General features: G+C 72.7%; 9 protein-coding genes. 7 read left to right on the forward strand and 2 right to left on the reverse strand.

Translation table 11 applies throughout. From position 1 onward, the window contains the following. The 4 genes from ACIBZJ_RS11675 to ACIBZJ_RS11690 form a co-directional block, all read left to right on the forward strand. The coding region (locus ACIBZJ_RS11675; RefSeq protein ID WP_395928307.1) for a tetratricopeptide repeat protein at positions 1-1688 on the forward strand (1688 nt) is incomplete at its 5' end. Between the two features lie 9 nt (positions 1689-1697). Then, entirely contained in the window at positions 1698-3275 is a 1578-nt protein-coding gene (locus tag ACIBZJ_RS11680; RefSeq protein ID WP_395928309.1) for a High-affinity nickel-transporter, read from the forward strand. Positions 3276-3327: 52 nt separating this feature from the next. Continuing rightward, positions 3328-6525 carry a LodA/GoxA family CTQ-dependent oxidase gene (locus ACIBZJ_RS11685; RefSeq protein WP_395928311.1) on the forward strand — a complete coding sequence of 1066 codons (3198 nt, stop codon included), beginning with the start codon at positions 3328-3330 and terminating at the stop codon, positions 6523-6525. Further along, positions 6522-7586, forward strand: coding sequence for an FAD-dependent oxidoreductase (locus ACIBZJ_RS11690; protein WP_395928313.1), 1065 nt, complete (start codon positions 6522-6524; stop codon positions 7584-7586). Before ACIBZJ_RS11685 ends, ACIBZJ_RS11690 begins: the two co-directional genes overlap by 4 nt. On the opposite strand, the gene ACIBZJ_RS11695 is transcribed toward ACIBZJ_RS11690, so the two are convergent. Both ACIBZJ_RS11695 and ACIBZJ_RS11700 read right to left on the reverse strand, forming a co-directional pair. Beyond that, the gene (locus tag ACIBZJ_RS11695; protein ID WP_395928315.1) at positions 7514-8476 is read right to left on the reverse strand and encodes an MBL fold metallo-hydrolase; all 963 of its coding nucleotides are present in this window, start codon (positions 8474-8476) and stop codon (positions 7514-7516) included. The two genes, ACIBZJ_RS11690 and ACIBZJ_RS11695, sit on opposite strands and share 73 nt — an antisense overlap. Then, positions 8469-9014: a winged helix-turn-helix domain-containing protein gene (locus tag ACIBZJ_RS11700; RefSeq protein ID WP_395928317.1), complete on the reverse strand. Its 546-nt coding sequence runs from the start codon at positions 9012-9014 to the stop codon at positions 8469-8471. Before ACIBZJ_RS11700 ends, ACIBZJ_RS11695 begins: the two co-directional genes overlap by 8 nt. 107 nt (positions 9015-9121) lie before the next feature. Between ACIBZJ_RS11700 and ACIBZJ_RS11705 the strand changes: the two genes are divergently transcribed. Genes ACIBZJ_RS11705 through ACIBZJ_RS11715 form a run of 3 tightly spaced genes read left to right on the forward strand, consistent with a single transcriptional unit; the run spans position 9122 to position 12335 of the window. After that, positions 9122-9613 (forward strand): hypothetical protein, encoded by a 492-nt coding sequence (locus ACIBZJ_RS11705; protein WP_395928319.1) that lies wholly within the window; start codon positions 9122-9124, stop codon positions 9611-9613. Further along, complete coding sequence (locus tag ACIBZJ_RS11710; RefSeq protein ID WP_395928321.1) at positions 9613-11016, forward strand: hypothetical protein; 1404 nt, start codon at positions 9613-9615, stop codon at positions 11014-11016. Before ACIBZJ_RS11705 ends, ACIBZJ_RS11710 begins: the two co-directional genes overlap by 1 nt. Continuing rightward, entirely contained in the window at positions 11013-12335 is a 1323-nt protein-coding gene (locus ACIBZJ_RS11715; RefSeq protein WP_395928323.1) for a VWA domain-containing protein, read from the forward strand. The genes ACIBZJ_RS11710 and ACIBZJ_RS11715 overlap by 4 nt, the downstream gene beginning before the upstream one ends.

Genomic DNA, 12335 nt, shown 5'->3' on the forward strand with positions numbered 1-12335 from the left:
CCGCGGCAGACCCGGACGCGGCAGACCCGGACGCGGCAGACCCGGACGCGGCAGACCCGGACGCGGCAGACCCGGACGCGGCAGACCCGGACGCGGCAGACCCGGACGCGGTGGACGCGGCGCAGCCGCACGCGGCACGCACAGACGCGGTGGACGAGACGCTCCCCGCGCAACCGGACGCGGTGGACCCGGACCGCGCGAATGCGGCGGCTCCCTCCCCGGCGGACTCGCTCGGGGTGCGCGGCAGATCGGTGGCGGACCACGCGACCCACGAGACCCACACGGACGACACGAACCACGCCGATCATGCGATCCACGCCAACTACGCGGACGACCCGGTGGCTTCGCAGCCGTTCGGCCCCAGCGCCGCGTCGCGGCCCAGGGCCGGGTTCCGGCGGTGGGCGGTCGCCTCGGCGATCGTCGTGGTGCTCGCCATCGCGGTGCTCGTCGTCGGCGGCGCCTTCGGGCAGCCGACCACCCCCGCCGAGCCGGAGGTCGCCGTCCCCGCGCGGCCCGACGCCGCCGCCGCGCTCGACGCGTCGATCGGCAAGGCTCAGGAGCGGCTGCGGCGGCTTCCGAAGGACTACGTCACCTGGGCCTCGCTGGGCGGCGCCTACATCGAGAAGGCCCGCATCACCGCCGACCCCAGCTGGTACCCCAAGGCCGAGGGCGCGCTGAAGCAGTCCCTCGCGGTCCGCCCCAGCCCGAACGCCGCCGCGCTCACCGGGCTGGGCGCCCTCGCCAACGCGCGGCACGACTTCGCGACCGCCCGCACGCGGGCCCGCGAGGCCCTGGCCCAGAATCCGTACTCGGCCGACGCCTTCGGTGTGCTGGCCGACGCGGAGACCCAGCTCGGCCACTCCGACGCGGCCACCGACGCGATCCAGGGCATGCTGGACCTCCGCCCGGCGCTGGCCGCACTCACCCGCGGGTCGTACGACCTCGAGCAGCACGGCCAGGACCAAGAGGCCGAGAAGCTCATGCGTCAGGCCCTGCACAGCGCGGTCGACCCGGCCGACGTCGCGTTCTGCCGCTACCAGCTCGGCGAACTCGCCTGGAAGTACGGCAACCTCGCGGCCGCCACCCGCGAATACCGGTCCGGCCTCGAGGCCGACCCCGACTACCTCGCACTCCACCAGGGACAGGCCAAGGTCGCCGCCGCCAACGGCAACCTGAACGAGGCGATCGCCGAGTACAAGACGCTGACCGAGCGCTCCCCCACCCCCACCTACCTGATCGAGTACGCCGAGTACCTCACCGCCGCCGGACGCACCGCCGACGCCGCCCAGCAGCTCTCGCTCGCCGAGGCCGCCAGCCGGCTTTTCGCCGCGAACGGTGGCACCGACGACCTGTCCACGGTCGCGCTCGCGCTCGCCCGCAACCAGCCCGCCGACGCTCTGGCCGCCGCTCAGCGCGAGTGGAAACGCCGCCAGTTCTCCGACGTCGCCGACGCGATGGCGGAGACCCTGCACGCCAACGGACGCGACGCCGAGGCCCTCCGCTACGCCGATCGCGCCGTCGCGCTCGGCGTCCAGAGTGCGCGTTTTCTGTACCACAGGGGAGTCATCGAAGCCGCGCTCGGCCGACCGGCCGAAGCGCGGCGCGACCTGACGGCCGCGCTGAAGCTCAACCCTCACTTCTCACCGGTCGACGCGCCCGCCGCACGTCGTGCCCTCGCCTACCTCTGAAAGGCCATCGTGACGACGCTGATCAGCAGGCTGTCGATCGTGGTGATCGCCCTCGGCCTGATCGTCGTGTGGTCGGCCGACCCGGCAGACGCGCACCCGCTCGGGAACTTCTCGGTGAACCAGCTCGAGAAGATCGCGCTCTATCCGGAGCGGGTCGACGTGGCAGCCACCGTGGACGCGGCCGAGCTTCCGACGCTGCAGGACCGCACGGTGGTGGACCGCGATCACGACGGGACGCAGTCGGCGGCCGAGCAGGCGGCCTACGCGCGGACCTCCTGCGACGCGCTGGGATCGGCGTTCGCGGTGAAGGTGGGCGGTACCCGGGTCGCGTGGACGGTCTCGTCGGCGGCGTACGCGTACGTGCCGGGCTCGGCGGGGTTGCAGACGAGTCGTCTGACCTGCGCGTTGACCGGGCCGGCGTCGCTCGGCTCGTCGACGTCGGTGGACGTGTCGAACTCGTACCGGACCGACCGGGTGGGCTGGCGTGAACTCACGGCGGTGGGGCACGGCGTCGGGCTGACCGGGTCGTCGCTGCCGGCCGACGACGTGAGCGACGGGCTGCGCAACTACCCGAAGGACTTGCTGAGCTCGCCCTTGGACGTGCGGTCGGCGTCGTTCCGGGTACGGCCCGGTGCGTCGGACTCGTCGTCGGTGGCGGCGCCGGTCGTGAGCGACGGGTCGGTGTTCGCGCGCTGGACCGCGGCCGCGGACGAGACGCTGCGGTCGCTGGCCGGGCGGCACGAGCTGACCCCCGCGGTCGGGGTGCTGGCGGTGCTGCTGGCGTTGGCGCTGGGGGCCGGGCACGCGGCGCTGCCGGGCCACGGGAAGACCGTGATGGCGGCGTACCTGGCCGGACGCCGCGGACGTCGGCGGGACGCGCTGGTCGTGGGCGGGACCGTGACGCTCACGCACACCGGTGGGGTGCTGGTGCTCGGTCTGCTGCTGACGACGGTCGCCGGGCTGGTCGGCGAGACGGTGCTGGCCTACCTCGGGGTGGTGAGCGGTGTGCTGGTCGCCGGGGTCGGCCTGATGATGCTGCTGGAGGCCCGCGCCCGCCGGGCCGGGAAAGCCCACGAGCACCACCACGCTCACGCCGAAGACCGCGAACTCGTCCACGCCGCCGCCCCGGGAGCAGGAACGGCCCACGACCACGGACACGACCAGCACGATCACGAGCACCACGAGCACCACGAGCACGGACACGGGCACTCGCACGGGATCTTCGGGCACACGCACTCGCACGCGCCGACCCGGTCGAGCAAGCTCGGTCTCGTCGGCATCGGAATCGCCGGTGGACTGGTCCCCAGCCCGTCCGCCCTGGTGATCCTGCTCGGCGCGATCGGCCTCGGCCGCACCGCGTTCGGCGTCCTGCTGGTGCTCGGCTACGGCATCGGCATGGCCGGCGCCCTCACCGCCGCCGGCCTCGCGCTCATCGTCCTGCAGGACCGCTGGATCCGCTGGCGCCTCACCCCGAAGTTCCTCCCGGCCCTCACCGCCCGCTGGTCGGCCGCCGCACCGCTGGCGACCGCCGGAATGGTGCTCCTGGTCGGCCTCGGACTTACCGGGCGCGCACTGATCACGGTCTGACCAGGGTCCGTCACAATCCCTCAGGACGCGACGGACTTCCAGGGGGCAACCAGTGACGACCGTCTACAAGATCCACCCGGCCATCGGAATCGCACGTCTCGGCAACAGCCCGGACGAGTTCTTCCTGGGCCCCGAGCGGATCGGCGAGTACCCCGAGCCGCCCGGCGGGTTCAAGGACGACCAGTGCCGGGTCAAGCGCCAGGGTGCGCGGTTCCGCATCTTCGCGCACCACGACGACGGCACCGCCACCGAGATCACCGAGGCCGAAGCCACGATCCGCTGGACGGTCCACGTCGCCAACACCAAGGCTGCCCACCCCGGGCGCGGCAACTCCGAGCCGGCCCAGGACCTGACGATCGACCCCGGGCCACGCACGCTCACCGGCCCGAACCAGCGCGCGCTCTTCGACACCGGCGTGATCAGGTTCGCCGGAGCTCCGGTCACCACGGTCCCGCTCGGTGAGGCCCGCAGCACCCCCGAGAACCACCTGGTCGTGCTCGGCGGCTCCGGGCACTCGGCGTCCCCGGCCGGTACCGCGCTCGACGGCAACTTCTGGGCCAGCGACGACTGGTACGACGACGCGGCCGACGGCCCGGTGACGGCCGAGATCACGCTCCGCGCCGACAACTCGACGCCGCCGGTGGCCGGGGCGTGGGTGCTGGTCGCACCGCCGAAGTTCGCTCCGCACCAGGACAGCGTCGTCACGCTGTGGGACCGGATCACCGGCGCGCTCGTCGACGCCGGACGGTTACCCGCGCCGACGTCCACTTCGTACGCACGTGACGTGTACCCGGTACTGCAGCGCGCCCGCGACACCCGCTGGGTCGAGGACGTTCCGGGCGCGCATTCCTGGCCCGACCTGGTCACCGCGGACGCGCTGCGCACCCGGATCTTCAACCGGCTGAAGAGGCCGGGTGGCGGCGGCGGCAACATGCCCGACCTCAACGAGAGCACCACCAACGACGGCCGGCTCACCAGCGTCCAGTACGCGCACCTGGAGCGCTGGAAGAACGGCGACTACACGAACGACTGGACCGGCGTCCCCGCGCCGCAGGCCGACCTCACCCCGGACGGCCTCGACCGGGCCGCGCTCGACGCCTGCGTCGGCGGCTCGTTCTTCCCCGGCATCGAGGCCGGTGGCCGCCCCCAGGACCCGCGGGCGATCGTCGACGCGACCAACTACGCCGAGCCGTACCGCCTCGACCACACCAGGCTGAAGCCCGGCGGCCTGACCCACGTGATGGCGCTGCCGTGGCAGTCCGACTTCTACGCCTGCGGCACCGAGTGGTGGCCGGTGCCCCGCCCGAACTCGGTGATCCGCGGCGGCCTGCTCGGCCAGTCGTTCACGTCCGGCGTCGTGACCAGCATGAAGGAGATGGTCGACAACTGGAACAAACTCGGCTTCATCGTCCGGCAGGGCAATCAGCACGTCGAGGTCGACCGGTGTGACCTCACGTCGGTCAACCTCCTCACCCCGCTGCTGGACTTCGAGCACGTTCCGCAGGGCCTGATGGGCATGGCGCGGGAAGCCGCGCTCGCGATCACGTTCGAGGTGACGGCCCCGACCGCGCCGGTGACCCTGGAGTACGCGCCCGGCGGCGCGCCCACCCATCCGCAGCTGGTGGCGTTCACCCCGTCGGTGACGGTCGGCCCGACCGGCCCGTCCGGCGTCGCGACGGCTCGCCTCTGGGTCATCTACCGCACGAGCCTGCCGGGCGATGTGCTCCCGCCCCAGCGGCTCACCCTTCGTCAGGCGGGGACGTCACAGAGCTGGACGGTGACGGTCACCGGCGACACCGTGGCCCGTCGCACGACCGCGACCGCGCTGGTGCTCGACCGCAGCGGCAGCATGTCCGAGGACCGCGGCGACGGTGTGCCGAAGCACGTCTCGCTGCGCCAGGCCGCGTCCGCCTTCGTCGACGTGATGATGGAGAACGACGGCGTCGGGCTGGTGCGGTTCAACGAGGACGCCCAGGTCGTCGGCCCGGTGGTGCCGGTCGGAACCGGCGGGCTGTCCGACGTCGACCGTGGCCGGGTGAAGGATCTGATCAACGGCGGGGACTTCGACCCGGACGGGAACACCTCGATCGGCGACGGGATCGCCGAGGCCAGAGCGCTGCTCGCCGGGGTGCCGTTCGACCGGACGGCGCTGGTCGTGCTGACCGACGGGAAGGAGAACGAGGAACGGTTCCTCCGCGACGTCGTCGGCGGGCTGACCGCGTCGACGTACGCGATCGGGTTCGGTCAGCCGCAGAACGTCGACGTGGCCGCGCTGCAGACGCTCTCCGGCAACACCGGGGCGTACGCGCTGATCACCGGGGCGATCGCGGCCGACAACCGGTTCCTGTTGCACAAGTACTTCCTGCAGGTCCTCGCGGGGATCAGCAGCGCCGAGGTGGTCCTCGACCCGGATGCGAAGCTTCCGGAAGGCGAGATCGAACGGTTCCCGTTCCCGGTGGTGTCGGAAGACTCCGGTCTGGACGTCGTGCTGCTGACGCCGGAGCCGGACGCGGTGGACTTCCGGCTGGAGACGCCGAGCGGGCAGCTCATCGAGCCGTGGCGCGCGGAGGCGGAGCCGGGCATGCGGTACGTGCGGGCGGACGGGCTGAGCTACTACCGGATCGCGCTGCCGTTCGAGTGGGAGGACAGCCGGTTCGACCACGCGGGCACCTGGAACGTGGTGCTGCGGCTCGGTTCGCCGCGCGATGCGCGGAGCGACACCCCGGACGGGACGGATCAGTCGCTGCGGTACGCGGGTCCGTCGCCGCGCCGGGCTCCGGCGGTGCCGGACTCCCGGTATCCCTGGCTCGCGCGCCGGGCCGTCCTGGCCGCGGAGGGGATGGTGGACGCGAAGGGTGCGGTGGACGCGGTACCGCTGGCCGCGGAGGAGTTCCGGTCGGTGCCGTTCAGCCTCATCGTGCACGCCTACTCGAACCTGACGTTCAGCGCGCACGCGGCGCAGAAGGAATTCGGTCCGGGCTCGCGGGTCGACCTCGACGCGACGCTCGCCCGGGCCGGGATCCCGCTGGCCGGCTGGGGGTCGGTGTGGGCGGAGGTGACCCGGCCCGACACCGAGTCGTTCCGGGTCGCGCTGGCCGAGCAGGACGGCGGGCGGTTCACCGGGGAGTTCGCGGCGGACCAGGTCGGCGCGTACCGGGTCCGGATCAGGGGCCGGGGAGTCACGCCGGGCGGCGAGGACATCGTGCGCGAGAAGACGCTGACCGCGGCGGTCTGGCGGGAGCTGGGGTGAGCGAGTTCGACGTCGCGATCGTCGGGGCCGGGCCGGCCGGGTCGGCGACCGCGCGGCGGCTGGCGCTCGCCGGGTGCCGGGTCGTGCTGGTCGAGCGGTCGCGGTTCGGGACGCCCCGGGTCGGTGAGTCGCTCTCGCCGTCGGTGACGCCGCTGCTGGCGGCGCTGGGCGTGCGGGAGTCGTTCGCGAATCTGGCGCCGCAGGAGTCGTACGGGGTGCGGAGCTCGTGGGGCGGGCGCGGCGAGTCGTCGAGTTCGACGATGGTCGATCCGCACGGGCCGGGGTGGTACGTGGACCGAGCCGCGTTCGACCGCATGCTGGCGGCGGCGGCCGCGGCGGCGGGGGCGTCGCTGCGGCTCGGGGTCGTGTGCCGGGAGGTCGAACCGGGGTGGGTGGTGCGGCTCTCGACCGGGGAGCCGGTGTCGGCGCGGGTCCTCGTCGACGCGACCGGGCGGGCCGCGAGGCTGGGGCGCCGCCGGGACGCGGAGCGGATCGCGTTCGACCGCCTGGTCGCGGTGACCGGTTTCGCGCCCGACCCGGCGCCGGGGGGATTCGGCCTGGTCGAGACCGTGCCGGAAGGCTGGTGGTATTCGGCCCCGGCCGGCGCGTCCCGGCTGGTGACGATGCTGCTGACGGACGCGGACCTGTCACGCGACCGGCGGCTCACCGTGCGCGACCGCTGGCTGGCGCGCCTCGGCTCCCGCACCGCGGCCCGCCTGACGGCCGAGGTGGGCACCCTGCGGGTGGTGCCGGCTCGTAGTCAGCGGCTGCATCGGCGAGAGGTGGCGGCGCCGTGGATCGCGGTCGGGGACGCGGCGTTCGCGGTGGACCCGATCACCGGCGACGGCGTCGCCAAGGCTCTTCGCGGCGCCGAGACGGCCGCCGGCGCCGTCCTCGCCCTGCTGGACGGCGACGCCGGCCCGCTCGCGGCGTACGAGGCCGCGCTCGATCGGGAGTGCACCCACTACCTGCGCCGCCGGCTGGACTTCTACGCCGCCGAAGCCCGCTGGCCGGAAGCACCCTTCTGGAACCGCCGCCGGAGCGTCCGGGCGGCCTTGTGAAGCAGGCCCCGGGCTACCAGGCGGAGCATTCGGGGGGCGGCGGGGCGGTTGTAGACGATGAAGCTCGGATACGGGAAGACGCCTCGGCGGGTGGCGTGGGCCGCTACCGCGTCGCGGATCGCGATCAGGTCGGCGGGAGTGAGGGCCAGCGGGCGTTCGCCGGGCTGGTAGGTGGCGCCGAGCGGGAAGTCGCGGCCGGGGCGTCGCGTCATCTCGATGTGGCAGCCGACGACGTGCGTGACTCGCGTGGCGTCCGCGAACAGGACCAGACGTTCGACGGTGGCGAGGTAGGCGTCCGTGTCTTCGATGTAGAGGCGGCCCGGCAGCACGGTGTCACCGGTGAACAGGATGCCGGTCCACGGGTCGTGGACCGTGACCGAGGCCCGGTGGTGACCGGGTGAGCCGAGCAGCGTGAGCACGCGACCGCCGAGGTCGAACGGAACCGCCGGCTCGGGCCAGTCGGCGAAGCCGAAGTACGAGCGGACCTCGTCGAGGTCGGCCGAGACGACCGTCGTACCGGGACGGTCGCGGAACTGGTCGTCGGCGGCGACGTGGTCGCCGTGCCCGTGGGTGTGGGCGACGACGAGGCCGTAGTTCGCCCGCGGGTTCGCGGCGAGCCAGCTGTCGATCAGACCGTCGACGGTCGCGCGGAGCGGAAAGAGCTCCGGGTCGGCGGTGGCACCGGTGTCGAGCAGTAACGCCCGTTCGTTGCCGAACAGCAGGAACAGGAACGGCGCCTCGTAGTGCACGGTCTTGCTCTGCCGCAGCACGAACGTGTGCTCGTCGTACGCGTGCACCTGGATCGGCGCCTCCGTGGTGCCGCCGTGGGCCCACTCGACGTCGAGGGAGCCGGCGACCGGAGATCCCTGCACGAAGTCGATGTCAGTCATCAGTACCGCCCATCGGGGTCGCTGCGAAGAAGAATCGGGTGTGCTGGGTGTCGGAGGCCTGCGGGGCCCGGCCGAGGTACGGCTGGAGCAGCTCCAGCCACTGGCGTCGTAGTTCCGCCGCTTCGCCGGGGGTGACGGCGGCGATCGCGCTGACCGGACCGGCGTGCTTCCGCCAGGATGCGCTCTCCGGATCGGTGCGGCGGGCGAAATCGAGTGCGGCACGGGCCTCCCGCTCGATGACCAGTGATTCGAGCTCCTGCCGGACCACCGGGTCACGGTCGGCGTCGACGCGGATCGTCGTCTTCGGGTCGGACAGCCGCCACTGACGGGCGCGCTTGTCGGCGCCCGGGCCGGCGTCCTCGGCGAAGCCGTACTTCGCCAGCTGTCGCAAGTGGAACGAGCAGTTTGCCTGCGGGACGCCGAGGATCCGGCCGCACTGTGCGGCGGTGACCGGACCCCGGGTCGCGAGCACGTCGAGCAGGTCGAGCCGGAGGGGGTGCGAGAGGGCCCGGATGGCGGTCGGGTCGCTGAGCTCCATATGCCAAAGCTTACTTTGGAGATTGCCCAGAAGTCAAAGAGTTCTTTGACTTATCCGGAACCCAGCCGCTCCGCGAACTGTCGCACCGGGTTGATAGGAACGGCGGCATGAACCCACCCCCTCGCGCGGGTCGGAGCACGGCGCGTGTCGTGCCACCGGTCCGGTCCCGGAAGCTGGCCAAGGTCCCGTTCGTCGAACCGGCCGACGGTCGCCTCCAGGGCGTCGTGTCCAGCGGTTCGGACGTCGAGCGGGTGTACGTGTCGTCGATCGTCGCGGGCACGCTGACGTATCACTGCAGCACGAACAACAACCGGCCGTGCGGGGGGCTGCGTGGCTCGCCCTGCAACCACCTGCGCCTGCTCATCGACGAGGCCACGGTCCAGTACGGGTACGAGCGCATCGCCCGCTACCTGGGGGTCGATCCGCTCGACGTGCCGGGGCCGCTCGAGCTCGGGCGGTCGCTCAGCCACCACGAGCCGTCGGCCGGGGCCGGGGTGTTCAGCCGGTTCCTGCGCCACCTCGCGTACCTCGAGCTGCCCGGCACGGCCGAGCCGCTGCCCGAGCTGGCGTGGTTCCCGGCCTACGGGGCGGTGCGCTGATGCTTCCGGCGCAACTGGCCGTGCTCACCGGGCCTCCCCCGGCTGGCACGCCGGAGGCGCTCGATCTGGTGGCCGGGTTCGACGCGTGTCTGGTGTCGGGTCTCGGGCGGCTCTCCGAGGATGCCGCCGACGCGGTGACCGCGCTGGCGGTGGGCGTCGCGTCCACGCCGCTCGGTGGGCCGGCCGCGGAGGCCGCGGCCAAGGTGACGGCCGGCTCGGTGTCGGACGACGATCTGGCGACGCTCGCCGGCGCGCGCAGCGCGATCCTCGGTGCGGTGCACGACGCACTGCTCGATCGCGCCGACACCGCGCTCGGCCGCGCCCGGCCCGCCTCCGCGCCCGCCCCGGCGCCGGCCGGCGGCAGCCCGGGCGCGAGCGCACCCCGCAACCTGCTCGACGGCTGCCGGTCCTGGCTGCGGGAGCTGGCGATCACCGGCTGGCGGGGCGTCGACCACGACGTGATCTCGTCCGGCGGGCAGATGCTCGAGGCGATCCTGGCCGAGCCGCGGCTGCGCCGGCTCGCCGTGCTGATCGACGGGCTGACCGCTGAGTTGCGCGCGTCGGCCCCGATCGCGACCGTGGAAGATCTGCCCGAACGACGGTGGGCCGATTTGTGGAGCCGGGCCGTGCTGCTGTGCTCGGCCGGATGGGCGGCCGGCGAGGGCTCGCCGGTGTCCGGCCGGCTCCTGCCGCTGGGCGTCGAGATCCACGAGCACGCGACCGCGGTGCAGCTCCGGGTGCATGCGCTGCTGGAGGTGCGGGGTGAGGCGGCGCCGCGGCTGGTGCGCACGGGCGTGGCCGCCGCGAAGGTCGACACGATCGTCGGGCCCGCGGTCTGGCGGCTGTTCGAGGGCTGTCCGGTGTTGATCGCGGCGCTCACCGAGTCGCGGGCGGTCACCGTCACCGACCTGGTGCTCCGGGAGAACGGCGACCTTCTCTGGGCCGACGATCGAGCCCACGCCGGTGAGCCGGCCGATCCGTTCGTCTCGGCCCGGCTCGGGCTGGCCGACGCGGTGGCCGCGCCGGCGCCGCCGCTCGATCGTCATCCGGTGGCGATCGCCGAACCGGTACTCGTGGAGGGGTACGGCACCGACGACTCGTCGCTCGATCTGGGCGGGACCCGGCTGGCGTTCGACCTCGACCGGCTCCCGGCGCTCGGGCCGTTGACCCCCGCGCTGGTGACCGGCTCCACCGCGTGCCTCGGCCTGCTCCGCTGGGACGCCGGGGAGTGGACGCTGCAGCCGCTGGCCGTGCAGGCGACCGTGAAGCGGAAACCGGTGCCGGTGCTCAGCGGCGAGTGGGCCTCGGGGCCCACCGACCCGAAGGTGGCCAAGGCGGTGAAAGCAGCCGGCGACACCGTCGCGGTACTCCGCGAACGGGCGAGCCGCCTGCTCCGCAAATGACCACGCCACAGGCCGGCGGCGGCGACGCGGCCCGGCGGCAGGTGTTGTACTGGCGCCTGCTGGCCCGCCTGTTCGACCCTTCGGAACAGCCGACGCTGGAGTCGGCCTCCGTCGCCGTGGTCGACGACATCGGGCTACCGGCCGCGCTGCTCGATCCCGGGGTCTCGATGGACACCGTGGTCCAGCGGTTTCCGGAGCTGGGCGCCGAGTTCGACGGATTGATGATCCCGTCCGGCGACGACGCCCGCGACACCTCGGCCGAGGTCCGGCGGGCGGCGCTCGTGTCCAAGGTGCTGCTCAACGTCTTCGCCACCGGGTCCGGCAACGTCACCGCCGGGCAGCTCTCCGCCTGGCAGCAGGACGCCGGCTGGTTCGAGCGCTCGCTCGGCTTCGAGCCCGGCCGGCTCAAGGGCGGCCAGGACGAGAACGGCCTCGGGCCGGTGCTGGCCGGTCTGGAAGGCGATCTGGTCAAGCGGATGGCCCTGCGCGAGGTCCTCGCCGACCCGAAACTCGCGGCGAAGCTCTCCCCGAGCATGTCGCTGATCGAACAGCTTCTCCGCGACAAGTCCAACCTCTCCGGCGTCGCGCTGGCGAATGCGAAGTCGCTGATCCGCCGGTACGTCGACCAGGTCGCCGAGGTCCTGCGCACCCAGGTCGAGCAAACGACCGTCGGCGCGATCGACCGTTCGATCCCGCCGAAGCGCGTCTTCCGCAACCTCGACGTCAATCGCACGATCTGGAAGAACCTCACCAACTGGAACCCGGACGACGAGCGGCTCTACGTCGAGCGGCTGTATTACCGGCAGACCGCCCGCCGCACCACGCCCGCACGCCTGATCGTCGTCGTCGACCAATCCGGCTCGATGGTCGACTCGATGGTGAACTGCACGATCCTGGCGTCGATCTTCGCCGGACTCCCGAAGGTCGACGTGCACCTGATCGCGTTCGACACCCGGGCGCTCGACCTGACGCCCTGGGTGCACGACCCGTTCGAGGTGCTGCTGCGGACGAACCTCGGCGGCGGCAACGACGGGCCGGTCGCGATGGCGATGGCCCGGCCGAAGATCGCCGACCCGCAGAACACCGCGATGGTGTGGATCTCCGACTTCTACGAGTTCAACCAGTCCCAGCCGCTGTTCGAGGGCATCGAGGCGGTGCACCGCTCGGGGGTGAAGTTCATCCCGGTGGGCTCGGTGACCAGTTCCGGCAGCCAATCGGTGAATCCCTGGTTCCGCGATCGTCTGAAGGCACTCGGCACCCCGGTGCTGTCCGGCCGGATCGACAAGCTCGTGCTCGAGCTCAAGAACTTCCTGACCTGA

Source organism: Cryptosporangium sp. NPDC051539 (genome assembly GCF_044454545.1).
Classification (GTDB): Bacteria; Actinomycetota; Actinomycetes; order Mycobacteriales; family Cryptosporangiaceae; genus Cryptosporangium.